This is a genomic window from Actinomadura sp. 7K507 (assembly GCF_004348425.1).
Lineage (GTDB): Bacteria > Actinomycetota > Actinomycetes > Streptosporangiales > Streptosporangiaceae > Spirillospora.
Map to the genome: position 1 here is coordinate 1 of NZ_SMKK01000084.1, position 24,633 is coordinate 24,633.

A 24,633-nucleotide genomic window follows, 5' to 3' on the forward strand; every position below is an offset into this window, starting at 1 on the left:
GGTTCACGCGCGAGCACTTCCCGCACGATGGCGACCCGCGCGGAGTCGGCGGGCCCGACGTTCAGGCTCCCGGCCAGGGCAGAGGCCGCGTTCCCCCACACGAGCCCGTCCGCGAGACCGACAAAGGTCAGCATGGCCTCACGCAACGGCCTGAGCTGCCCGTCCACGACCATGGAATGGATGAGACCGGCGGCCTCGGACGAACTCTCGACACGCCATCCGCGCGGCTCGGCGAGCCCGAGGGCCATCGGTTCCCCCGGCGCCCACCGCCATCGCAACCCCGCGAGATCGGGGACGATCCCCCGCGCCGCCGCCGCGACGACCGGCGACCACAGCCGCGACGCGAGCCCCTGGAACAGGATGGACGCGGCGACACGCCGCTCGTCCGTGCCAAGCCGCTCACCGTAATCGGCCGTCAGTTCGGCGAGGCGCCCGGCGTCCACCTCGGGAAAGGGCCGCCACGCGGCCCCGGCGACCTCACCCGCCCCCGCAACGATCTCGAAGTAGGGGCCAAGCCGCGCGACATCTTCTAGGACGACCTCGGCCGGGACGACTTCAAGCGCCATACCGTCCAGTGTGCAGGCCGCCTAGTCGGCGCGCCGGTCCAGGGCGGTCTGCAGGGCGCGGGCCGCTTCTTCCGCGGCCTCGTCGGCGGCGGCGTTGGTCCAGGTGTCGTTCATGATGATTCGCTCCGATCGCTGAGCTGGTGGCCAGAGGGCCGCCGGGAAACCGTGGTTCGCACGGTCCGGCGCGGACATCGGACTCACGGCCGGGCAGAGCCTCCGCAGCGGGTGCCGGCCTGCCGATGATCAGGCCCCGCTGCGGCAGCGAAGGATTACCACGAAGCGCCGCATGACACCTGCGAGATTACCCCGCGTCAAACCAGGTGTCCCGACCCGTGGCGGAAAATCTCAATGACTGAGACGGCGGAACGGTCGAGACGCCGCGGGCGGGCACCGGCCGCAATGCCCGGATACCCGCCCGCAGCGGTACGGATGAGGCGCCTCACACGGACGCGCCCGACGCCGAGGGGACTACAGATCGACACGCCTTCCCATGTCGGCGCCCACCTCGCGGGTGATGGCGTCGGCCAGCTGCGGCCCGATCGCCGAGTCGACGGTCAGCGCGATCAGCGCCCTGCCGCCCTTGACGTCCCGGCCGACCTGCATGCTGGCGATGTTGACCTGCTCGTCGCCGAGGATCCGGCCGACCGCGCCGACGATCCCGGGACGGTCGACGTAGGAGAAGAAGGCCATGTGCTCGGTCGGGACGAGCTCCATGTCGTAGCCGTTGATCTCGATGATCCGCTCGGCGTGCTTGGGGCCGGTGAGCGTGCCGGAGACCGAGACGACCGTGCCGTCGGCCATCGTGCCGCGGACCTGGACGACGTTGCGCCAGTCGGGGCTGTCCTCGCTGGTGGTGAGGGTGACCTCGACGCCGCGGTCGCGGGCCAGCAGCGGGGCGTTGACGAACGTCACCGCCTCCTCGATCACGTCCACGAACACGCCCTTGAGCGCGGCGAGCTCCAGCACCTTGACGTCGTGCTCGGCGATCTCGCCGCGGACCACCACGTCCAGCCGGACCGGGACGCCGCCCGCGAGGGCGGTGAAGATGCGGCCGAGCTTCTCGGCGAGCGGGAGGCCGGGCTTGACGTCCTCGGCGACGGCGCCGCCCTGCACGTTCACCGCGTCCGGGACGAACTCCCCGGACATCGCCAGCCGCACCGACCGGGCGACCTGCGTGCCCGCCTTCTCCTGCGCCTCGTGGGTGCTGGCGCCGAGGTGCGGGGTGACCACGACGTTGTCGTGCTGGAACAGCGGGCTGTCGGTGCACGGCTCGGTGCTGAACACGTCGACGCCGGCGCCGGCGACACGGCCGTCCTTGAGGGCGACCTCCAGCGCGGCCTCGTCGACGATCCCGCCGCGGGCGGCGTTGACGATCCGCACGGTCGGCTTGACCTGGCGCAGCTCGCGGTCGCCGATGAGGCCGAGGGTCTCCGGCGTCTTCGGCAGGTGGACGGTGATGAAGTCGCTGTCGCGGAGCAGCTCGTCCAGCGTGACGAGTTTCACGCCGAGCTGGGCGGCGCGGGCCGCCTGCACGTACGGGTCGAACGCGATCACGTTCATGTCGAAGGCGGCGAGGCGCTGGGCGACCAGGACGCCGATGCGGCCGAGGCCGAGGACGCCGACGGTCTTGCCCTGGAGCTCGACGCCGGTGTACTTGGACCGCTTCCACTCGCCCTGCTTGAGCGCGGCGTGGCCCTGGGGAACGTTCCGCGCGGTCGCGAGCAGCAGCGCGACGGCGTGCTCGGCGGCGGTGACGATGTTGGACGTCGGCGCGTTGACGACCATGACGCCGGCCTTGGTGGCGGCCTCGACGTCGACGTTGTCGAGGCCGACACCGGCGCGGGCGACGACGCGCAGCGCCTTGGCGTGCTGGAAGACCTCGGCGGTGACCTTGGTGGCGCTGCGCACGATCAGTGCGTCGGCGTCCGCGACGGCGGGCAGCAGCTTGTCTTTGTCGCTGCCGTCGACGTGGCGGACTTCATAGTCGGCTTCCAGCACGGCGATCCCGGCCGGTGAGAGTTCTTCTGCGACGAGGACGACGGGCTTGCTCAAGGAAACAGTCCTTCGGGAAGTGGGATGTTCGTACGGTGCATTCGTACGGTGTGCAGGTGAAGTCGCGGGTCACCTCGTCGTGCCCTCGCCCCCAGGTGAGTCTAACTCGCCATGGTGAGCACGGTTCCCGGCAGGGAGGCATGCGCCGGTAACTCCCGTTCGTCCGCCGCCGCGGGTCAGGCGGCGTTCGGCTCCGGCATCGCGGCCAGGACGGACGCGACCCGCTCGGCGTCGGCGACGTGGATGTGCGGGACGTCGACGAACAGCCGCAGCGGCCCCGGCGGCAGTCCCAGCTCGTCGGCGACCCGCACCTGCACCTCGCGGAGCGGGATGTAGGTCAGGTAGCCGCGGTGGACGTTCTGCGACCGGAACATCGCCGTCATGATCAGCCGGTAGCCGCGGATCCGGAACGAGAGCGCGGTCAGGCACGGCAGCCCGTCCGCCGGCTCGCCCGGGATCGTCAGCGAGATCCACGCGCTGGTCGTCCAGGGCCTGGCCCGCAGGAGCTCCACCACCCAGCGGATCTGGTCGTTTCCCTGAAGGTCGTGCAGCCTCGGCCAGTACCGCCCGCGGACGTTGCGCCGCGTGCGCTCCTGGGCGCGCCGCACGAGCCGGGCCCGGTCGCCGTGCTCGTGCAGGATCGGGTCCTCCCAGCTCAGCGAGGCGATCTCGAACAGGGCCGGCGGGCCCTCGATGATGGGCCCGGAGTCCTCCATACCGGCCACGCCGGCGGCCCACACGTGCCGCAGGACGCCGATCCAGGCCTGGCCGCAGGTGTCCCAGCGCCGGACGTCCTTGTCCTCCGCCGCCGGCACGTCACGGCTCCGCGCCGTAATTCATCCCCTGACCCGTGGCACGGATCAGGGAATTATCCGCCGGACGCATTGACGCGCGGAGGGGATATTCCGCCTCGCCTCCGGGTCGTGACCCTCTGTCGTTCTTGAACACCATCGCACCACTCATGCACTCCGCCCCAGCGCCGCTCCGGCGGCGGTCACATGAGCGTTCGTGCAGGTGTCCCCACACAGGCCGCGGCCGTCACGGCTTTCTCCAAGTATCAGCCAAAGTGCGCCAAAAGGATAGGGTAATTTATCCGAACGGTACCTTCACCGGCATTCTGACGAGCGCTGCGCGCATCGGTCACTTGGACAATCTGTCCAAAGGATCGTGCTTATGCCGCGCAGTGGCCGTGCCGCGGCGGCGCAGGGCCGGTGGACGAGCGCGGCGCCGGACCCGTGGTCGCGGGAGACGCCCCGCATGGACAGGATGCTCATCGGCGCGCTTCCCCGGCGGTGGACGAATCCGGAGCCGGGGCGTCGGGAGCGGGCCTTCCGGTCGCCGGCGGCACTGCGTGGGCGATGTAGGCCTCGCAGTGGTCGAGCCAGCGCACCTCCGCCTCGGCCTGGAAGACCATGGACTCCAGCACCAGCCGCCAGGCATGGTCGCCCCGGCCGGCGGGTTCGGCGAGCGGCTCGGCCTTGAGGCGGGTGAGGTCCTGGAGCGTGCGCAGGGTCGCCGTGCGCTGGGCCTGCACGACCTGCCGGACGTCCACGCCGGGGGTGGTGACGGCCATCGCGAGCTTGATGGCCAGCTCGTCGCGGGGCCGGTCGGCGCGCGCGACCGGGGTCGCGAACCAGCGCCGCACCTCGTCCTCGCCCGCCGCGCTGATCTCGTAGACGAGCCGGCCCTCGGTGTCGGCGCCGACCCCGGTGACCAGGTCGTCGCGTTCGAGCCTGGACAGCGTGGAGTAGACCTGGCCGATGTTGAGCGGCCAGGTCGCGCCGGTGGACGACTCGAACTCGGCGCGCAACCGGTAGCCGTAGCGGGGCCCCTGGGACAGCAGTGCCAGCAGGCCATGGCGGATCGACATGCCTGCCAAGTATGCATACGGCGTATGGTCGCGGCAATACCGCGTATGCATCCGCGGAGACACACCGGCGGATTTTCACTGTGAGCGACCGGCCGGAGCCTTAACGTGACCGGTGTTCCCGGCCGATCAGGAGAGAACGTGACCTCGGACTGCACCATCAGCGTCCTGCGCGACGTCCTGCGCGTGTACGACCACCGCTACCTGAGCCTCGACCGGCTCCAGCGCGAGCGGCTCGTGGACGGCACCCGCCACGTCATCGGGGAGGAGGGGTTGAGCGACACCGCGCGCGCCGCCATGCCCGCCTCGGTCCGGCTCAGGGTCTTCTGCATCCAGCACGGCCTGCGGGAGGAGCTGGAGCGGCTGATCCGCGACGAGATCGAGGGCGAGCCGGCGGGCGCCGTCGTGGTCGGCGGCCGGATCTACGCCATGTACCCCTACCTGCGCGGCGTCCCCCGGCAGGACGCCGACATCACGACCGAGGTCGGCGTCGACCACCGGCTGGACGGGGTGGCGTGGCTGGGCAAGAAGATCCGCATCCGCGGCGTCGCGGCGCTCCAGCGCGTCGAGACGAACCGGACGGTCGTGGACGTCATCCTGCGCGAGCGCACGTCGGGCAAGGAGCACGGCTTCCCCGCCGAGCACCGGCGGGACCACGCCGGAGGGTTCGAGGCCGTCGCCGACCCGGCGGTCGTGGAACCGGGACGCTGGGACGTGCACGTCGCGACGACGGCGCTCGGGGTGACACGTGAGGCGCGCTTCGGCTCCGTGCGCGCCGAAGGCCTGAAGACCGCCCCGCAAGGCCGCACCGCGGGCACGCGGGACGCCAGGTTCTACTTCACCAGAGGCGGGCATCTGGCGCTGACGGTGACCGAGGAACCGGCCGACACCTCGTGGCGCACCAGGTTCCGCCGCCGCCTCAAGCGGTGATCCGCGGCGTGCCGCCCTTGCGGACAAGCCCGGGAGGGCGGCACGCGGCGAAGCGGGTCAGTCCTTGAGCCAGCTCATCATCGGGCGCAGCTCGGCGCCCGTCTTCTCGACGGGGTGCTCGGCGAGCTCCCGGCGGTACTGGCCGAACTGCTTCTGGCCGCCCTCGAACTCGTCCACCAGCTCCTTGGCGTACTGGCCGGACTGGATCTCGCCGAGGATCTTCTTCATCGCGGCCTTGGTCTCCGGCGTGATCACGCGCGAGCCGCGGCTGTAGCCGCCGTACTCGGCGTTGTCGGACACCGACCAGTACATCTTGGAGACGCCGCCCTCGTAGATGAGGTCGATGATCAGCTTCAGCTCGTGCAGGACCTCGAAGTAGGCCACCTCCGGCTGGTAGCCGGCCTCGGTGAGCACCTCGAACCCGGTCTTGATCAGCTCGGAGACGCCGCCGCACAGCACGGTCTGCTCGCCGAACAGGTCGGTTTCGGTCTCCTCGGTGAAGGTGGTCCTGATGCCGCCGGCGCGCAGGCCGCCGATCGCCTTGGCGTAGGAGAGGGCGAGCGGCCAGGCGTTGCCGGACGGGTCCTTCTCCACGGCCACGATCACCGGGACGCCGCGTCCGGCGACGAACTGGCGGCGGACGAGGTGGCCGGGGCCCTTCGGCGCGACCATCGCCACGTCCACGCCCTCGGGCGGCTGGACGAGGTCGTAGCGGATGCTGAAGCCGTGCCCGAAGAACAGCGCGTCGCCCTCGACGAGCGCGGGCCTGATGTCCTTCTCGAAGATCTCCCGGTGGTGGTGGTCGGGAGCCAGCAGCATGATCAGGTCGGCCTCCTCGGCCGCCTCCGCCGGAGTGACGACGCGCAGTCCCTCGGCCTCCGCCTTCTCCCGGCTGGCCGACCCCTCGCGGAGCCCCACCCGCACGTCGACACCGGAGTCGCGCAGGGAGAGCGCGTGCGCGTGCCCCTGGCTGCCGTATCCGATGATCGCGACGTGCCGGCCCTGGATCACGCTCAGGTCGGCGGCGTCGTCGTAGAACATCTCAGCCACAGTGCTGTTGCCTTTCGTTGATGTGGTTGTGTCACGCGCTCCGGCGTGCGGTTTCGGGCGCCGGTTCGCTTCGGGCGGCGGGTGCGGTCAGGCACCGCGCTCGATGGCCCGGAGCGAGCGGTCGGTGATGGAGCGGGCGCCGCGGCCGATGGCCACCATGCCCGACTGCACCAGCTCCTTGATGCCGAACGGCTCCAGGACCTTGATGAACGCGTCCAGCTTGTCACGGTTGCCGGTCGCCTCGATGGTGACGGCGTCCGGCGCGACGTCCACGACCTTGGCGCGGAACAGCTGGACGGTCTCCAGGACCTGCGAGCGCGTCTCGGCGTCGGCGCGCACCTTGACCAGCACGAGCTCGCGCTGGACGGACGCCGTGGAGTCGAGCTCGACGATCTTCAGGACGTTGATCAGCTTGTTGAGCTGCTTGGTGACCTGTTCGAGGGGAAGGTCGGCGACGTTCACCACGATCGTCATCCGGGAGATCTCCGGGTGCTCGGTGACGCCGACCGCGAGGGACTCGATGTTGAAGCCGCGCCGGGAGAACAGCGAGGCGACCCGGGCCAGGATGCCGGGCTTGTTCTCCACGAGCACCGACAGGGTGTGCAGGCTCATCGGGGTCAGTCTCCGTTCTCCCACTCGGGCGCCATGTCCCGCGCGATCTTGATGTCGTCGTTGGTGGTGCCGGCCGCGACCATCGGCCAGACCATGGCGTCCTTGTGCACGATGAAGTCGATCACGACGGGGGCGTCGTTGATCTCCATGGCCTTGGCGAGGACCTCGTCGACGTCCTCGGCCTTCTCGCAGCGCAGGCCCACACAACCGTACGCCTCGGCGAGCTTGACGAAGTCGGGGATGCGCTTGGCCGCGTGGAGATTGGTGTTGGAGTACCGCTCGTTGTAGAAGAGCGTCTGCCACTGCCGGACCATGCCGAGGTTCCCGTTGTTGATCACGGCGATCTTGACGGGGATGCCCTCGATCGCGCAGGTCGCGAGTTCCTGGTTGGTCATCTGGAAGCAGCCGTCGCCGTCGATGGCCCAGACCGTCGTATCGGGCGCGCCGACCTTGGCGCCCATCGCCGCGGGGACGGCGTAGCCCATCGTCCCGGCGCCGCCGGAGTTCAGGAACGCGCCCGGCCGCTCGTACTTGATGAACTGCGCGGCCCACATCTGGTGCTGGCCGACGCCCGCGACGTAGTACGCCTCGGGCCCGGCGATCTTCCCGATGCGCTCGATGACGTACTGCGGCGACAGCGACCCGTCGTCCGGTTCGTCATAGCCCAGCGGGTACGTGTCGCGCCAGGCGTCGAGCTGCCGCCACCAGTCGGTGTAGTCGGCCTTGCGTCCGGCCTCGTGCTCGTTCTGCACGGCGACGATCAGGTCGGCGATGACCTCGCGGGCGTCGCCGACGATCGGGACGTCGGCGTGCCGGTTCTTGGAGATCTCCGCCGGGTCGATGTCGGCGTGCACGATCTTGGCGCGCGGCGCGAACCCGTCCAGCTTCCCGGTGACGCGGTCGTCGAACCGGGCGCCGAGGTTGACCAGCAGGTCGGAGCGCTGGAGCGCGCCGACCGCGCCGACCGTCCCGTGCATGCCCGGCATGCCCATGTGCAGCGGGTGGCTGTCGGGCAGCGCGCCCTTGGCCATCAGCGTGGTGACGACGGGCGCGCCGGTCAGCTCGGCCAGCACCTTCAGCTCGCCGGACGCGCCGGCCTTCAGGACGCCGCCGCCGACGTACAGCACCGGGCGCTCGGCCTGGACGATCAGCCGTGCCGCCTCGCGGACCTGCTTGGAGTGCGGCCGGGTGACGGGCCGGTACCCGGGGAGCTGCGGCGCGACGGGCCACTCGAAGCCGACCCTGGCCTGGAGGGCGTCCTTGGCGATGTCGACGAGGACCGGTCCAGGGCGGCCCGTCCCGGCGATGTGGAACGCCTCGGCGATGGTGCGGCCGATGTCGCCGGCGTCGGTCACCAGGAAGTTGTGCTTGGTGATCGGCATCGTGATCCCGGCGATGTCGGCCTCCTGGAAGCCGTCCGTCCCGATGAGGGAGGACGCCACCTGGCCGGTGATGGCCACCATCGGCACCGAGTCCATGTAGGCGTCGGAGATCGCGGTGACGAGGTTGGTCGCGCCCGGCCCGCTGGTGGCCATGCAGACGCCCACCTTGCCGGTCACCATCGCGTAGCCCTGGGCCGCGTGGCCGGCGCCCTGCTCGTGCCTGACGAGGATGTGGCGCAGCTTCGCGGAGTCGAAGAGCGGGTCGTAGGCCGGGAGGATCGCGCCGCCCGGGATGCCGAACACGGTGTCGACGCCGACGTTCTCCAGTGCGCGGACCAGCGCCTGGGCTCCCGTCATCTGTTCGGTCGTCATGATCTGCGTTTCCTTGGGGAGTGAAGTGAGGGCTCGCCGGGCAACAAAAAACCCCCGCCGCCGTGGGGCGGTCGAGGGGAGGCGCGCAGGACGAGGAGCTTGGTCAGCCTGCGCGCCGACCAAGTACTACGAGAATGGTGATGAAGGTGTTCTGCACGAGCCCACTTTCGCCGATGTCCGGCCGCTGGTCAAATCCGTGGACACTGTGTCTCACATATCAAGACGGCTTTTGGGCGGATCATCGCGGATCATCCCGGGAGGGGCAGCGGGACGTCGCCGGCCTGGGCGTGGGCTTCGAGGTTCGTCCGCACCAGCGACTCGACCCGCCCGGCCGCCATCGGACGCGCCACCAGGAAGCCCTGCCCGCGCGGGCAGCCCATCTCGCGCAGCAGTTCCAGCTGCTCGGGCCGCTCGATCCCCTCCGCGACCACGGCCAGCCCGAGGTCGCTGCCGAGCCGCACGATCGTCCGGGTGAGCAGCGTCAGGGTCTCGTCCGACCCGAGGCCCGCCACGAACGACGGGTCGATCTTGATGATGTCGACCGGGAGCTGCCCGAGGTAGGCGAGCGAGGCGTACCCGGTGCCGAAGTCGTCGATGGCGAGCCGCACGCCGAGGTCGCGCAGCTCCGACAGGCGCTCCACGTTCTGGCCCGCGTCCTCGACCAGGACCTCCTCGCGCACCTCCAGTGTGAGGGCCTGCGGCGGCAGCCCGGTCTCCTCCAGCGCCGCCGCGACCGACTCCACGAACCCGGGCGCGGCGATCTGCCGGGCGGTGAAGTTGACCGACAGGCCGACGTCCCACGAGTCCCCGCGCCACCGGGCGACCTCGCGGCACGCCTCCCGCAGCACCCAGTCGCCGAGCGGGATCATCAGGCCGGACTCCTCCGCCGGGCCGATGAACTCCTCCGGCGGCACCGCCTCGCTCCCCCGCCACCAGCGCAGCAGCGCCTCCACGCCGGTCACCCGGGACGTCGCGAGGTCCACCACCGGCTGGAACTCGATCGCGAACTCCTCCTCGGCCAGCGCCTGCTGCAGGTCGCTGCCGAGTTCCAGCCGCCGCACGACGTCGGCGTGCATGTGCGGCGCGTACACCTCGACCCGCCCGCCGCCGAGCTCTTTCGCGCGGGCCATCGCCAGGTCGCCGTTGCGCAGCAGGTCGGCGGCGGTGCGGCGGAGCCGCCGGCCGGACTCGGATCCGTTGCCGCCCGCGGGCATCTCCTCGTCCCCGGCGAACGCTATGCCGACACTCGCCGTCAGCACGATCTGCTTGTTGCCGACCTGATAAGGGTCGGCCGAAAGTACCCGCAGGAGCCGTCCGGCGAGTTCGACTGTGGCGCGCGTCTCACTCTCGTCCGGCGGCGGCTGGACGAGGACGGTGAACTCGTCGCCGCCCCAGCGGGCCACCGTGTCATCGGACTGGACGTTGGCGCGCAGCCTCCGCGCGGCCTGCGCCAGCACCTGGTCGCCGGCCGCGTGCCCGTCGGAGTCGTTCACCGCGGTGAAGCCGTCCAGATCGACGAACACGACCGCGACCTCCCCGGACGGCTGCCGCGACAGCACCTCCCGGGTGCGCTCCTCCAGGTAGGACCGGTTGGGCAGGCCCGTCAGCCCGTCGTGGAACGTCAGGTGCGCCACCTGCCGCTGCAGCGCCGCCTGCTCGCTGAGGTCCCGCGTCGTGACCAGCAGCCGCGAGGGCGCGCCGTCGGAGCCGCTGTAGCGCGAGATCGTGGACTCGGTCGGCAGCCACGTGCCGTCGGCCGCCCGGACGCGGCACGACACCCGCAGCGCCTCGTCGACGGCCTCGTCGTCCAGGACTTCGAGGAACACCTCCTGGACGCGCGGCAGGTCCTCCGGGTGGACGATCTCGTGCAGCGGCCGCCCGAGCAGCTCCTCCGGCTCGTAATGATAGGTCCGCAGCGCCCCGGCGCTGGCGTACTGGACGATGGCGTCCAGGTCGCAGATGAGCACCGCGTCGTTGATGCTCTCCGACAGGGCCCGGAAGTGCTCCTCGCCGGTGTCCACGGCCCGGCGCAGCTCGTCGTTCTCCCGCAGCAGGCCCGCCAGCCGCGCGATCAGCACCAGCGCCGCCGATCCCGCCGCGATCGAGATGCCGGGTTCGAGGCCGTTCTGCCCGGTGAGCGAGTGGCCCGCGATGAACAGCGCGGCCGCGGCCGCGATCGCGGCGGGCGCGATGCCCGGCCCGATCATGCGGCCGCACTCCTCGCCGGCCCGCCCGGACGTGTCCTGCCAGGCCTCGTCCGCCACGTCGTCGGGGATGTCGTCGACGGGCGGCTCCGGCTCGGCGGCCGGGCCCGTCCACGGCACCAGCAGCAGGAGCAGCAGCCCGGCCAGGCGCAGGATGTCGGACGGGTCGTCGCCCGCCCCGCCGCCGTCCAGCCGGACGAACGTCGTCACGATGTCGGCGGCCGCGATGGCGGTCAGCGCGCCGTACCCCATCCAGGCGAGGCGGCGGTGCCCGCGCGCGGCGCCGAGGACGAACGGCAGCGCCCCGCAGACGAACACGATGCCGATCAGCGGGTACAGCAGCTCCAGCACGAACTCCGCCGGCGTCTCACCCGACTCGTGGTAGAGCGTGCCGAACAGTGCGACCCAGCCGAGCACGAACAGCGCGCAGGCGCACACGTAGGTGTCGGCGGCGTACCGCAGCCACGTCCCCGCGTCCCGGGGCACCCTGATCGGCGCGACCAGCCCGACGACCAGCGCCGCCAGGGCGAACAGGTAGAAGAGGTCGGGCACCGACAGCGACATGGCGCTGCGGCCGTACCCGTCGGTCAGGGCGCCGCCCACGGCGCCGACGAACCAGGACGCGGCGGCGATGCCGTACCACCGCCAGGAGGCCCGCCAGAGCCCGCCGGGGGTCGTCTCCGCCGGCCCGTCCGGCCGCCGGGACGCCAGCAGGAGGGAGGTCGCGGCGGCGCCCGCGGCGCCCGCCTCGGCCCAGGCGATGAAGGCCGTCCCGCCCCAGCCGAGCAGTGAACCGGTGGCGTACAGGACACCGACGACCGCGGCCATGGCCACGGGCAGCGCACGCGGCGGAACCCGCCTGGCGTTGTCGCCGCTCATCGTGCCGTGTCCCTTCCTGCCCCGGTGGAGCGTTCGGTCCCTTGCAGACGCCGCACCGCGCCAGGGGAGAGTTCGGGTTCACGACCCTCGCCACCTGACAACGGTCGAGATGCCCTGAATCGTGCCCCGCGCGAGGTCGGCGCGGGCCGGCTGCGAACGGGTCGGCTTCGCCTGCCGGGGATCAGCGACATTGCTGCCCAACCTTCTCAGCGGGCCTGCCGCCCGCCCCTCAGCCGGTGCGACCCGCCAAGGGTGAGAATGCTCGCTACGGGATCACCGTGCTGCTCAATGTACGTTCGGTATGTCACGGAGCGATTGAGGCTCAGCCTCCTCCCGGCGACAAACGACCTCGTCGAAAGCCGGTTTGGGACGTCCGAAAGCAGATCGTCACGGATGCGGCGACCTGCCCGGGAACACGCCGAGTGACCGCGTTCGGGTGCGGGTATCGCGGTGTGACGGAAATGAGCCCGGGACGGGAACGGCGGGCCCCTCGGATCCGTACTACCTACGGGAGGCGCTATGCGAAGGCAGTCCATCGTCCTGTTCTCGGCCGCGGTGTTCCTGGCCGCCTGCGGGTCCCCGTCCGAGGAGGGGGACGGCGGCGCGCACACACCGCCGCCGCTGACCGCGAGCAGCCCGGAAGGAGCGGGCGGCGGCGGATCCGGCGAGCCGGGCGAGCCGCAGGCGGTCGCCACCGGCCTGGAGGTCCCGTGGGCGCTGGCGTTCCTGCCCGGCGGCGAGGCTCTGGTGACCGAACGCGACAGCGCCCGCCTGATGCGCGTCACCCCATCCGGCGAGAAGTCGGCCGTGGCGACGGTGCCTGGAGTGGAGCCCGGCGGCGAAGGCGGGCTGATGGGCGTCGCGGTGTCACCGAACTACTCCGCCGACAAGCTCGTCTACCTGTACTTCACGGCGGCGTCCGACAACCGCGTCGTCCGCGCCACCTACGACGGCGGCGAACTCGGCGACCTCGAACCCGTCGTCACCGGCATCCCGAAGGGCGGCAACCACAACGGCGGCCGGATCCAGTTCGGACCCGACAAGATGCTCTACATCGCCACCGGCGAGGTCGGCGACACCGGACTGTCCCAGGACAAGGAATCCCTCGGCGGCAAGATCCTCCGCGTCACGCCCGACGGGAAGGCCGCCCCGGACAACCCGTTCGGCAACCTCGTCTGGACGTACGGCCACCGCAACGTCCAGGGCCTCGCCTGGGACGACGAGGGCCGCCTCTACGCCACCGAGTTCGGCCAGAACCGCTTCGACGAGATCAACCTCATCGAGAAGGGCAACAACTACGGCTGGCCCGAAGTCGAGGGCACCGGCGACAACGAAGAGTTCACCAACCCGCTCCTCACCTGGACGACCGACGAGGCGTCCCCGTCTGGCCTCGCCTACGCGGACGGCTCCCTCTGGGCCGCCGGGCTCCGCGGCGAACGCCTCTGGCAGGTCCCCGTCGACAACGGCAAGGCAGGACAGCCCACGGCCCACTTCAACTCCGACTACGGCCGTCTCCGCGCCGTCGTCCAGGCCCCCGGCGGCTCCCTGTGGTTCACCACCAGCAACGAGGACGGCCGAGGCGACCCCGCGGAGAACGACGACCGCGTCCTCAACGTCCCTCTCGGCTGAGGCCATTTCAAGATCCCCGTCAGCGCAGGCCGCTAACCTGCCTCCAGGTCATCACCCTGATACCGGTGACGCTTCCGGAGTACCACTTCATGCGCGAGCACGATCTCCAGGCCCTCGTAACCCACTGGCGCGACAAGGACACGGACATCCTCGACATCCACCGCCCGGCCGCCATCTGACACCCGGCGTCGGCGTTCCCTCCGGCCGACGTCGCCTCAGTACTCCAGCGCAGCCCAGTCCACGGTGATCGGAATCGGCGCCGGAACCACGGGCGGCCCTCCGGCCTCGTGCTTCATCAGCGTCCCTATGTGCTTGTAACATCCGGTCGCCTGGTCGAGCTGGTATTGCTCGATCACGGATACGCCGGTGGCGTCGAGACGCACGATCCAGTAGTGCGGTATCCCCGCCCTCGCGTATTCGGCATGTTTGTCGGCAGTGTCCTGGAGTTCCGAGCCTGGCGAAATGACCTCGACGACCAACAAGGCGTGCTCAGCACGTAGACGCTCCTTGTTCTCGCGATCAAGGCATCGATAGAGAACGACGTCGGGCCGCCGGATAGTGAGCGGTATGTCGTGGAGCCGCAGATCCACGTCGAAGTCGAACTCGATGCAGTCGTGGCCACGCTCCATGGCCGACCTGGCATGGCGTTCGATGAGTCTTTGCAGCCGGTATACCGCCCTCTGGTGATCGCGGGCCGGTGACTCACAGTGAACGACGTAACCGCCCACGATCTCGATCGTCTTCGAGACGTCCTCAGGGAGCGACTCGTAGTCCTCAGCGGTCATTCGCTCCGGCTGCGGCCGGAAACTCAGCAGCCACTCGGACAGCGCCGCCATGATCACGCTCCCTGGGATCGCACCGCGACTGACGTACGCAGCTTACGGGCCGGGGCAGACATCTGAAGAGTCGCAGGTGCCCATGACAGGTCGCCGTCCCCGTGGTGAGGTCACGGAGCGGCGACCGGACAAGGGCATCAGGAGGCGCCGAGCTTTTCGAGGATGAGTTCGCGGGCGCGGCCGGCGTCGGCCTGGCCCCGGGTGGCCTTCATGACGGCGCCGACGAGGGCGCCCGCCGCGGCGACCTTCCCGGCGCGGATCTTGTCGGCGACGTCGGCGTTGTCGGCGATGACCTGGTCGATCACCGAGGTGAGCTCGCCCTCGTCGCTGACGACCTTGAGGCCCCGGGCGGCGACGACCTCGTCCGGGGTCCCCTCGCCCGCGAGGACGCCCTCGAAGACCTTGCGGGCCAGCTTGTCGTTCAGCTCCCCCGCGGAGATCATCGCCTGGATGCGGGCGACCTGCTCGGGCGTGATCGGCAGGTCGGCCAGCTCGACGCCCTGCTCGGTCGCGCGGCGGGACAGCTCGTTCATCCACCACTTGCGGGCGGACGGGGCGTCGGAGCCGTGCGCGATCGTCGCCTCGATGAGGTCGATGGCGCCTGCGTTGACGACGTCCCGCAGCTCCAGGTCCGACAGGCCCCACTCCCGCTGGATGCGGCCGCGGCGCGCGGCCGGAAGCTCCGGCAGCGACGCGCGCAGCTCCTCCACCCACTCGCGGGACGGCGCCATCGGCACCAGGTCCGGCTCGGGGAAGTAGCGGTAGTCCTGCGCCTCTTCCTTGCTGCGGCCGCTGGTGGTGCGGCCCGTGTCCTCGTGGAAGTGGCGGGTCTCCTGGACGACGCGCCCGCCCTCGGACAGCACGCCCGCCTGCCGCTCGATCTCCGACCGGACCGAGCGCTCCACCGAACGCAGCGAGTTGACGTTCTTGGTCTCGCTGCGGGTCCCCCACTCGCTCGCGCCCCGCGGCATCAGCGACACGTTGACGTCGCAGCGCATCGAACCCTGCTCCATGCGGACGTCCGAAACTCCCAGCGAGCGGACCAGCTCGCGCAGCTCGGTCGCGTAGGCGCGGGCCACCAGCGGCGCCTTGTCGCCCGTCGCGACGATCGGCTTGGTGACGATCTCGACCAGCGGGATCCCGGCCCGGTTGTAGTCGACCAGCGAGAACTCCGCGCCGTGGATGCGCCCGGTCGTGCCGCCGACGTGCAGCGACTTGCCGGTGTCCTCCTCCATGTGGACGCGCTCGATCTCGATCCGGTACGTCTCGCCCTCGACGTCGATGTCCAGGTGCCCGTCGACGCACAGCGGCTCGTCGTACTGGGAGATCTGGAAGTTCTTCGGCATGTCCGGATAGAAGTAGTTCTTCCGGGCGAACCTGCACCACTCGACGATGTCGCAGTTCAGCGCGAGCCCGATCTTGATGATGCCCTCGATCGCGGCCCGGTTGGTGACCGGCAGCGAACCGGGCAGCCCCAGGCACACCGGGCACACCTGCGTGTTCGGCTCGGCGCCGAACCCCGTCGGGCAGCCGCAGAACATCTTGGACGCGGTGCCCAGCTCGATGTGGGTCTCGATGCCGAGCACCGGCTCGAACCTGGCCAGCGCCTCGTCGTAGTCCATCAGCGTCGGAGTGGTCACTTCGCCTCCACCAGTTCCGGGGCCTGAGCCAGAAGGGGGCCGCCCCAGCGGTCTTCGAGGGCCCGCTCGACGGCGGCGCCGACGCGGTAGACGCGGTCGTCGCCGAGGACGGGGGCCATGATCTGCAGGCCGACGGGCAGGCCGTCCGACAGCCCGCACGGCACGGAGATCGCGGCGTTGCCGGTGAGGTTAGCCGGAATGGTGCACAGGTCGGCCAGGTACATCGCGACCGGGTCGTCGGCGCGCTCGCCGATCGGGAACGCGGTCGTCGGGGTGGTCGGCGACACCAGCACGTCCACCTGCTCGAACGCGGCCTCGAAGTCGCGCTTGATCAGCGTCCGGACCTGCTGCGCCTTGCCGTAGTAGGCGTCGTAGTAGCCCGACGACAGCGCGTACGTGCCGAGCATGATGCGCCGCTTGACCTCGGGCCCGAAACCCTCGGCGCGGGTCAGCGCCATGACCTCCTCGGCACTGCGGCTGCCGTCGTCGCCGACGCGCATCCCGTACCGCATCGCGTCGAAGCGGGCCAGGTTGGACGAGCACTCCGACGGCGCGATGAGGTAGTAGGCGGGCAGCGCGTAGGTGAAGTTCGGGCAGGAGACCTCGACGACCTTCGCGCCCAGGGACTCCAGAAGCTCGACCGTCTCGTTGAAGCGCGCCGTGACGCCCGGCTGGTAGCCCTCGCCGGCGAACTCCTTGACGACGCCGACGCGCAGCCCGTTGACGTCGGCGCGGCGCGCCGCCTCCACGACCGGCGGGACGGCCTCGGGCACCGACGTCGAGTCCATCCCGTCATGGCCGCTGAACGCCTCGTGCAGCAGCGCCGCGTCCAGCACGTTGCGGGCGAACGGGCCCGGCGTGTCCAGCGACGACGCGAACGCGATCACGCCGTACCGGGACGACCCGCCGTAGGTGGGCTTCACGCCGACGATGCCGGTGACCGCCGCGGGCTGCCGGATCGACCCGCCCGTGTCGGTCCCCGTCGACAGCGGCGCCTCGTAGGCGGCCACCGCCGCGGACGAACCACCCGACGAACCACCGGGGATCCGCTCCAGGTCCCACGGGTTGCGCGAGGTGAAGTAGGCGCTGTTCTCCGTGGACGAGCCCATGGCGAACTCGTCCATGTTCGTCTTGCCGAGGATCACCAGCCCGGCCTCGCGCAGCCGCGCCGTCACCGTCGCGTCGTACGGCGGCCGCCACCCCTCAAGGATCTTCGACCCGGCGGTGGTGGGCATGTCCGTCGTGGTGAACACGTCCTTGTGCGCGATGGGCACCCCGGCCAGTGGGCCGAGCCGCTCCCCCGCCGCGCGCCGCTCGTCCACCTTCCGGGCCTGCGCCAGCGTCGCGTCGCGGTCGACGTGCAGGAACGCCTTCACCTGGCCGTCCACGGCGGCGATGCGGTCCAGATGCGCCTCGGCGACCTCGGCCGCGGAGGCCTCGCCCGCGGCGAGCAGCTCCCCGAGCTCCGCCGCGCCCTTCCCGACCAGCTCCATCAGGCCTCCTCGTCCAGGATCCGGGGAACGCGGAAGCGCTGCTCCTCGGCGGCCGGCGCGCCGGCCAGGGCCTGCTCGGGCGCAAGGCTCGGCCGCACCTCGTCGGCCCGGTAGACGTTGGTCAGCGGCAGCGCGTGCGAGGTGGGCGGGATGTCCTCCGCCGCGACCTCCTGCACCCGCGCGACCGCGGAGATGATCTGGTCGAGCTGGGCGGCGAGCTGATCGAGCTCAGCGTCGCCGAGCGCCAGCCGGGACAGCCGGGCGAGGTGCGACACCTCGTCACGGGTGATGGCGGACATGTGAGAACCGTTCCTGCGGACGTAGTGGATTCACCGGCCATCCTATGGCCCAAGACCCGCTCGCCCGCCCGATTACAGCCCCCACCGCAACCCCGCAACACCCCGAACCATCGCATCGATCCCAAAGCACCCCTGCGAGACCACACCAGCCGTCGCCGCAACCCCGCAACAACCCCAACAGTCGCGATCGCGTCCGAAGGCAGGTTCGAGCTTGCGAGAACCTGATCGCGCAGCGAGCCCCCAGGGCGAGCCGGAGCGATGCAGCGATCGCACCGCAGTTCCCGCCGAAGGGAGGGCCCCCAGGGCCCGACCGCCAAGGGAACTGCAATAAACACAGCCCTCTAGGGCTCGACCGCCAAGGGCACTGCAAAAGACTCCCGAAGCCATGTTGTGGCGGTTTCGGCGTCCATGGGGCGGCCGAAGTGCCAGCCCTGGGCGGCGTCGCAGCCCATCTCGCGGAGGGTCTGGGCGGTGGCGGGGTCTTCGACGCCTTCGGCGACCGAGCGCAGGCCGAGGGTGCGGACGAGGTCGACGATGGAGCGGACGATGACGGCGTCGTCGGTGGACTCGCCGAGGCGTCCCACGAACGAGGAGTCGATCTTGATCTCTTCGACGGGGAGGCGCTTGAGCCGGACGAGGGAGGAGTAGCCGGTGCCGAAGTCGTCCAGGCTGAGCGGGATGCCGAGTTCGGCGAGGGCCTTGACGGTCTCGGAGGCGTAGGCGGGCTCGTTCATGAGGATCCGCTCGGTGATCTCGAGCTGGAGGGCGGCGGCGGGCAGGCCGCGGGCCAGGAGGCCCTCCTCGATCGTCTCGGTGAGGCCGGTGTCGAGGAGGTCGCGTCCGGAGGCGTTGACGGCGACCTGGACGGTGAGGTCCTCGCGCCACCAGGCGGCGGCCTGCGTGAGCGCGGCCTGCACGACGTGGTGGGTGATCGAGCGCATCAGGTACGTCTGCTCGGCGATGGGGAGGAACGCGTCGGGTCCGAGGATGCCCTTGTCGGGGTGGCGCCAGCGCAGGAGTGCCTCCATGCCGACGAGCTGGCCGTCCCGCAGGGAGATCTTCGGCTGGTAGAACAGCTCCAGCTCGGACCGGTCGATGGCGCGGCGCAGGTCGCCGAGCATGCTGAGGCGGGCCGGGGAGTTGCGGTCCTTGGTGGAGGAGTAGATCTCGACGCCGGAGCGGGCCTCCTTGGCGTTGTACATGGCGACGTCGGCGCGCTGGAGGAGCAGTTCGAAGTCGGGCGCGTGGTCGGGGAACAGCGCGATGCCGACGCTGGCCTCCAGGTCGAACGACATGCCGTCGAGCCGGACGGGTTCGCTGAGCGCGGCGCGGAGCCGGGCGGCGACCTCGCGGGCGGCAGCCTCGTCGCGGACCGACGGCAGCAGCACCGCGAACTCGTCGCCGCCGAGCCGCGCGACCAGGTCGCCGGGGCGGACGCTGTGGGTGAGGCGGTGCGCGACGAGCTGGAGGAGGCGGTCGCCGGTGGGGTGCCCGAGGGTGTCGTTGACCTCCTTGAAGCGGTCGAGGTCCAGCAGGAACAGGCCGGCGCGGTGGCCGGGCGGTTCGGTCTTGAGGGGGCAGTGCTTGCCGATCGCGCCGGTGCGCTGGGCGCGTTTTCCGGCGCCGCGGGCTTCGGCGAGGGCCTCCTCGGTCCGGACGATGAGGAGCTTGCGGTTCGGGAGGCCGGTGAGCCCGTCGTGCAGGGCCTGGTGCTCGCGCCGGACGGAGACCGAGGCGTTCAGGTAGACGGCGATGAACGGCAGGACGATGAGGGGCACGAACACCGCGGAGCGGTCCATCGCGACGACCATCAGCGGGGCCAGGCCGAGCAGCGCCAGGTGCACCAGGACCTGGTAGCCGAGGTCGAGGCGGAGCGCCTTGACGAGCGAGACCCGCTCGTGCAGGGCGACGGCGGAGCCGACGAGCGTGTCGTTGCAGAGGAAGTAGACGGCGCCGGCGAGCGCTATCGCGGGCAGGTCGCCGCCGTCCGGCACCCATAGGTCCGTGGGGGTGGCGAGGTTGCCGAACAGGGCGAGGACGAGCTGGGCGGCGGCGAGGCTGAGGGTGTACTGGGCGGCGTTGAAGGCGATGCGGTGCGGGCTGCGGCCGCGGAAGATGCCGCAGGTGACGACGGCGATGACCTGCAGGGCGGCGGCGATCGGCAGGCCCGCGTACAGCAGCGCGGCGAACGAGAAGGTCGTGGAGGTGGTGGCGCCGTTGTTCTCGGTGGAGCCGGGGGTGATGATCGGCCGCAGCTCGCCGAAGATGATGAAGCAGCCGAGGATCCAGAACACCGGCGCGCCGGCGAGTGCGTCCAGGTCGTCGCCGCTCAGCCCGGAGAACGCGGTGGTGCAGGCGGCGACGCCGAGCACGATGACGACGACGAAGTAGATCCACAACGGGGAGCCGCGGCGTGGTGCCGTGTTCCGCGTGTTGTTCGGGTCCTTCATCACATCCTCGGGGGGTTCGGGGGGCTTCCCCCGGCACCGGGCGTCCCCGACCTCGGGGGACGCCCCCCGGGCGTTACGTCCGGAGATTCAGGTGTAGGTCGTGATGAGAGGGAGAGTACGGCCTTCGCTCAACTTCGCGAAACCGATTGCGTACGTTCCGTTATGCCCATTCCGTACCCGCCACTCACCGTTGGGTAGTTGAAGTGTACCCCTGAGTAACGCAAACCTGGTGAAAGCCCCCCGAACACGCCGCGTTATTCTTCGGCGCGGACGGTCACCTCCCTGGCCGCATCCGGCCCATCGGCCAGCAGGACGCGGAAGCCCTCCTCCTCCAGCACCGGTACGCCCAGCTTGACGGCCTTGTCGAACTTGGACCCCGGGCTGTCGCCCACGACCACGAAGCCCGTCTTCTTCGACACCGACCCGGACACCTTGCCGCCGAGCTTCTGCACCGCCTCGGTCGCCGAGTCACGGCTGAACCCCTCCAGCGACCCGGTGATGACCACGCTGACGCCCTCCAGCGGCCGCGGGCCTCCGGCGCCCTCGTCCTGCATGCGGACGCCCGCGGCCCGCCACTTGTCGACGATCTCGCGATGCCACTCGACCTCGAACCACTTCTTGATCGACGCCGCGATCGCCGGGCCGACGCCGTCGACGGCCGCCAGTTCCTCCTCCGAGGCGTTCGCGATCGCGTCCATCGACCGCATCTCCCGGGCCAGGTCGCGCGCCGCCGACGGCCCCACGTGCCGGATCGACAGCGCCACCAGCACCCGCCACAGCGGCTGCTTCTTCGCCTTGTCCAGCTCGTCGAAGAGGATCTCGACGGTCTTCTTCGGCTCGCCCTCCTTGTTGGCGAAGAACGACACGACCTTGGGTTCGCCGGTCTTCGGGTCGGTCTTGGACGTGCCCGTCCGCTGGTCGAGCACGAGGCTCCGGATCGGAAGGAGCCGGTCGACGGTCAGGTGGAACAGGTCGCCCTCGTTCTTGACCGGCGGCTCGTCCGGCTCCAGGGGCTGGGTGAGCGCCGTCGCCCCCACGTAGCCGAGCGCCTCGATGTCGAGCGCGTTGCGGCTCGCCACGAAGAACAGCCGCTCGCGCAACTGGCCCGGGCAGTACTGCGTGTTCGGGCACCGGATGTCGGCGGCGCCCTCCTTCTCGTACGCCAGCGCGGTGCCGCACTCGGGGCAGTGCGCGGGCATCTCGAACTCGCGTTCCGACCCGTCCCGCAGCGCGGCCACCGGCGCGACGATCTCGGGGATCACGTCTCCGGCCTTGCGCAGGACGACGGTGTCGCCGATCAGGACGCCCTTGCGCTTCACCTCGCCCTCGTTGTGCAGGGTGGCCCGCTCGACGGTCGACCCGGCGACCTTGACCGCCTCCATCACGCCGTAGGGGGTGACGCGCCCGGTCCGGCCGACGCCGACCTTGATGTCGAGGAGCCTGGTGTTGACCTCCTCCGGCGGGTACTTCCACGCGATCGCCCAGCGCGGCGCCCGGCTCGTCGACCCGAGCCGCCGCTGGAGCGAGAACTGGTCGACCTTGACGACCACGCCGTCGATCTCGTACGCGGTGCCGTGCCGGTTCTCGCCGTACTCGGCGATGTACTCGCGGACGGCGTCCATCCCGCCGAGGACCTTGTAGCGGTCGCTGACCGGCAGCCCCCAGCCGCGCATCAGCTCGTAGGCCCCGGACTGGCTCTCCGGCTGCGTCCCGCCGCGCCACGCGCCGTATCCGTGGACGAGCATGCCGAGCGGCCGCTGCGCCGTGACCCGCGGGTCCTTCTGCCGCAGCGACCCCGCCGCCGCGTTGCGCGGGTTGGCGAACGGCTCCTTGCCCGCCTCCACCTGCGCGGCGTTGACCTGCTCGAACCCCTCGACGGGGAGGAAGACCTCGCCGCGGACCTCCAGCACGTCCGGCCAGCCCTCGCCCGCCAGCCGGTGCGGGATGTCGGCGATGCTGCGGACGTTGTTGGTGACGTCCTCGCCCGTGCGCCCGTCGCCGCGGGTGACGCCGCGCACGAGCCGCCCGTCCTCGTAGGTCAGCGCGATGGCCATCCCGTCGATCTTCAGCTCGCACAGGTAGCCGGCGACCTTGCCGACCTCTTTGACGACGCGCTCGTCCCACGCCACCAGCTCGTCGGCGTTCATCGCGTTGTCGAGGCTCTGCATCCGCTCCAGGTGCTGGACGGTCGCGAAGTCGGTGACGATCGGCGCGCCGACCCGCTGCGTCGGCGAGTCGGGCGTGACCAGCTCCGGGTGCCGCTCCTCCAGGTCCTGCAGCTCCCGCATCCGCCGGTCGTACTCGGCGTCGGTGAGCGCGGGGCTGTCGAGGACGTAGTAGCGGTAGTTGGCCTCGTCGATCTCCTGGCTCAGCTCCAGATGCCGCTGCCGCGCCTCGTTGGGAACGCCGTCGCTCATGGTCATGCCCCCATTGTCGTCATCCCGTCCGACAATACGAGCCCCGCCACACCAGGGTCAGGCGGCGGCCTCGAAGAGCATGCGGGCGGTGTCGCGGCAGCGTGCGAGGGCTTCGCGGACGTAGCGCGGGGACGCGCCGGCCATCCCGCACGCGGGAGTGACCACGACCTGCTCGGCCATCCGGGCGGGCGGGAATCCGAGCCGCCGCCACAGCTCCCTCACCGGTTCCGCGGTCGCCTGGAGGGACGGGAGGACGGCGTCGGTTCCGGGCACCGCGCCGAGCAGGAGGCCCGTCCCGGCGTCGATCGTCTCGCCCACGGCGTCCTCGTCGCGCTCCGGCACGCGGCGCAGGTCGACCGAGATCGCCTTCGCGCCCGCACCTCGCAGCAGGGCATAAGGGACGTTCCGGGCGCAGCAGTGCACGACGGGGTACGCGGCGCCGTCCGCGCAGGCCGTCTCGATCACCGTCCGGAGCACGTCCTCGGCGACGGGCTCCTCGATCTCCCGCAGCCGCGAGAACCCGCTGGCGGTCGGGACCGTCCCGGCGAGCGCCGCGGGCAGCCCCGGCTCGTCCAGCTGCAGGACGATCTCCGCGGCGGGCAGGCGGCGCCTGACGTCGGCGACGTGCGCGGCGGCGCCCTCGGCGAGCGAGGCGGCCAGGTCGCGGACGGCGCCCGGGTCCTTGAGCGCCCGGTCGCCGTGCTTCAACTCGATCGTGGCGGCCAGCGTCCACGGCCCGCACACCTGGATCTTGAACGGCCCGTCGTGGCCGCCCGCGGTCTCCTCCAAGGCGTCCAGGTCGCGGGCGAGGTGGTCGCGGGAGCGGAGCGTGTCGCGTCCCGGACGGTCGGAGAACCGCCAGCCGGACGGCTGGAGGTGCACCGGCATGTCGACCAGCAGCCCGGCCGTCCGGCCCGCCATGTCGGCGCCGGGCCCGCGCGCGGGCAGTTCCGGCAGATGCGGGAACCCGGGCAGCTCACCGAGGACGATCCGCAGCGCCTCCGCCGGGTCGCCGCCCGGATAGGACCCGATCCCGGTCGCCGTCCCGGGCTCCCAGGGATAACTCGTCTTCACACCCGCGACCCTATCGGCGTGGTGATCACTTCAGTTCCGCGAGCCGGTCCAGGTACTGGAGCGTGTCGCCCTCGGGCAGGGTCTTCAGGTTGAACAGGAGCTCGTCCACGCCGGCGGCCTCCAGCTGCTCGACGGCCCCGGCATCGCGCGGCACGCCGAAGACCGTCACCGGGAGCCGGCGTCCGGCCCGCTCGCGCAGCTCGGCGATCATCGCGCCGAGCTCGTCGGTGCCGCGCCCGTAGATCGGCATCCAGCCGTCGCCGAACTCCACGACCCGGTCGAACGTCGTCGGGCCCGCGCCGCCGATCATGATGGGCGGGTGCGGGTCCTGGACGGGCTTCGGGTAGCAGAACACCGGGTCGAAGTCGACGAACTCCCCGTGGAACTCCGCCTCGTCCTTCGTCCACAGTTCCCTGACGGCCAGCACCCGTTCGCGCAGGAGCCGCATCCTGGTCTTCGGGTCGGTGCCGTGGTTGCGCATCTCCTCCCGGTTCCAGCCCGCACCGACGCCGAGCACGGCCCGTCCGCCCGAGATCAGGTCGAGGGAGGCGACCTCCTTGGCCAGCAGGATCGGGTCCCGCTGGACGATCAGCGCGATGCCGGTTCCGACCCGCAGCCGCTCGGTCGCGGTCGCGGCGGCCGACAGCGCGACGAGCGGGTCGAGCGTCCGGTAGTACTGCCGCGGCAGTTCCGCCCCGCCCGGCCACGGCGACTCCCGCTTCACCGGGATGTGGGTGTGCTCGGCCAGGTACAGCGACGTGAACCCGCGCTCCTCCAGCGCCCGCCCCAGCGCCGCAGGCGCGATCCCGTCATCCGTCACGAACGTCGAAACACCGAACTGCACGGCACGCCTCCTATAGATCGCCTACGCGACCCTAAGC

Annotated in this window: 18 protein-coding genes; 2 read left to right on the top strand and 16 right to left on the bottom strand. The window is 71.0% G+C overall.

What is annotated here, in order from left to right; translation table 11 throughout:
* From E1285_RS20110 to E1285_RS20125, 4 genes are all read right to left on the bottom strand, one after another.
* Positions 1-566, bottom strand: a 566-nt coding sequence (locus tag E1285_RS20110; protein ID WP_132154279.1) for a hypothetical protein, incomplete at its 3' end; no start/stop codon positions are given.
* A 468-nt stretch (positions 567-1,034) separates the two neighbouring features.
* On the bottom strand, positions 1,035-2,618 hold the full coding sequence (gene serA, locus E1285_RS20115) for a phosphoglycerate dehydrogenase (protein WP_132154281.1): 1,584 nt from the start codon (positions 2,616-2,618) through the stop codon (positions 1,035-1,037).
* A gap of 176 nt (positions 2,619-2,794) precedes the next feature.
* The gene (locus E1285_RS20120; protein ID WP_243722924.1) at positions 2,795-3,433 is read right to left on the bottom strand and encodes a hypothetical protein; all 639 of its coding nucleotides are present in this window, start codon (positions 3,431-3,433) and stop codon (positions 2,795-2,797) included.
* Between the two features lie 455 nt (positions 3,434-3,888).
* Positions 3,889-4,488, bottom strand: a complete 600-nt coding sequence (locus E1285_RS20125; protein ID WP_132154285.1) for a PadR family transcriptional regulator — start codon at positions 4,486-4,488, stop codon at positions 3,889-3,891.
* Positions 4,489-4,626: 138 nt separating this feature from the next.
* Between E1285_RS20125 and E1285_RS20130 the strand changes: the two genes are divergently transcribed.
* Positions 4,627-5,415, top strand: a complete 789-nt coding sequence (locus tag E1285_RS20130; protein WP_243722925.1) for a hypothetical protein — start codon at positions 4,627-4,629, stop codon at positions 5,413-5,415.
* A 57-nt stretch (positions 5,416-5,472) separates the two neighbouring features.
* Here E1285_RS20130 and ilvC read toward each other — a convergent pair whose 3' ends face one another.
* The 4 genes from ilvC to E1285_RS20150 form a co-directional block, all read right to left on the bottom strand.
* Complete coding sequence (ilvC, locus tag E1285_RS20135; RefSeq protein WP_132154287.1) at positions 5,473-6,456, bottom strand: ketol-acid reductoisomerase; 984 nt, start codon at positions 6,454-6,456, stop codon at positions 5,473-5,475.
* A 96-nt stretch (positions 6,457-6,552) separates the two neighbouring features.
* Positions 6,553-7,077: an acetolactate synthase small subunit gene (gene ilvN, locus E1285_RS20140; RefSeq protein WP_132154289.1), complete on the bottom strand. Its 525-nt coding sequence runs from the start codon at positions 7,075-7,077 to the stop codon at positions 6,553-6,555.
* A gap of 5 nt (positions 7,078-7,082) precedes the next feature.
* A complete protein-coding gene (locus E1285_RS20145; protein ID WP_279510078.1) occupies positions 7,083-8,954 on the bottom strand; it encodes an acetolactate synthase large subunit in 1,872 nt (623 codons plus the stop codon).
* 125 nt (positions 8,955-9,079) lie between these two features.
* Positions 9,080-11,914 (bottom strand): EAL domain-containing protein, encoded by a 2,835-nt coding sequence (locus E1285_RS20150; protein WP_132154293.1) that lies wholly within the window; start codon positions 11,912-11,914, stop codon positions 9,080-9,082.
* A 519-nt stretch (positions 11,915-12,433) separates the two neighbouring features.
* Here E1285_RS20150 and E1285_RS20155 point away from each other — a divergent pair.
* Positions 12,434-13,543, top strand: coding sequence for a PQQ-dependent sugar dehydrogenase (locus E1285_RS20155; protein ID WP_132154295.1), 1,110 nt, complete (start codon positions 12,434-12,436; stop codon positions 13,541-13,543).
* Positions 13,544-13,758: 215 nt separating this feature from the next.
* Here E1285_RS20155 and E1285_RS20160 read toward each other — a convergent pair whose 3' ends face one another.
* The 8 genes from E1285_RS20160 to E1285_RS20195 form a co-directional block, all read right to left on the bottom strand.
* Entirely contained in the window at positions 13,759-14,379 is a 621-nt protein-coding gene (locus E1285_RS20160) for a Uma2 family endonuclease (RefSeq protein ID WP_132154297.1), read from the bottom strand.
* 137 nt (positions 14,380-14,516) lie between these two features.
* A complete protein-coding gene (gene gatB, locus E1285_RS20165) occupies positions 14,517-16,001 on the bottom strand; it encodes an Asp-tRNA(Asn)/Glu-tRNA(Gln) amidotransferase subunit GatB (protein WP_132154327.1) in 1,485 nt (494 codons plus the stop codon).
* A gap of 14 nt (positions 16,002-16,015) precedes the next feature.
* On the bottom strand, positions 16,016-17,512 hold the full coding sequence (gene gatA, locus E1285_RS20170; protein WP_207946688.1) for an Asp-tRNA(Asn)/Glu-tRNA(Gln) amidotransferase subunit GatA: 1,497 nt from the start codon (positions 17,510-17,512) through the stop codon (positions 16,016-16,018).
* Positions 17,512-17,811 carry an Asp-tRNA(Asn)/Glu-tRNA(Gln) amidotransferase subunit GatC gene (gatC, locus tag E1285_RS20175; RefSeq protein ID WP_131876025.1) on the bottom strand — a complete coding sequence of 100 codons (300 nt, stop codon included), beginning with the start codon at positions 17,809-17,811 and terminating at the stop codon, positions 17,512-17,514. The genes gatA and gatC overlap by 1 nt, the downstream gene beginning before the upstream one ends.
* Positions 17,812-18,152: 341 nt before the next feature.
* A complete protein-coding gene (locus tag E1285_RS20180; RefSeq protein ID WP_132154301.1) occupies positions 18,153-20,261 on the bottom strand; it encodes an EAL domain-containing protein in 2,109 nt (702 codons plus the stop codon).
* A 254-nt stretch (positions 20,262-20,515) separates the two neighbouring features.
* On the bottom strand, positions 20,516-22,684 hold the full coding sequence (gene ligA, locus E1285_RS20185) for an NAD-dependent DNA ligase LigA (protein ID WP_132154303.1): 2,169 nt from the start codon (positions 22,682-22,684) through the stop codon (positions 20,516-20,518).
* Between the two features lie 51 nt (positions 22,685-22,735).
* On the bottom strand, positions 22,736-23,752 hold the full coding sequence (locus E1285_RS20190) for a methionine synthase (RefSeq protein WP_132154305.1): 1,017 nt from the start codon (positions 23,750-23,752) through the stop codon (positions 22,736-22,738).
* A 25-nt stretch (positions 23,753-23,777) separates the two neighbouring features.
* Positions 23,778-24,596, bottom strand: a complete 819-nt coding sequence (locus tag E1285_RS20195; RefSeq protein ID WP_132154307.1) for an LLM class F420-dependent oxidoreductase — start codon at positions 24,594-24,596, stop codon at positions 23,778-23,780.
* Positions 24,597-24,633: the final 37 nt, after the last annotated feature.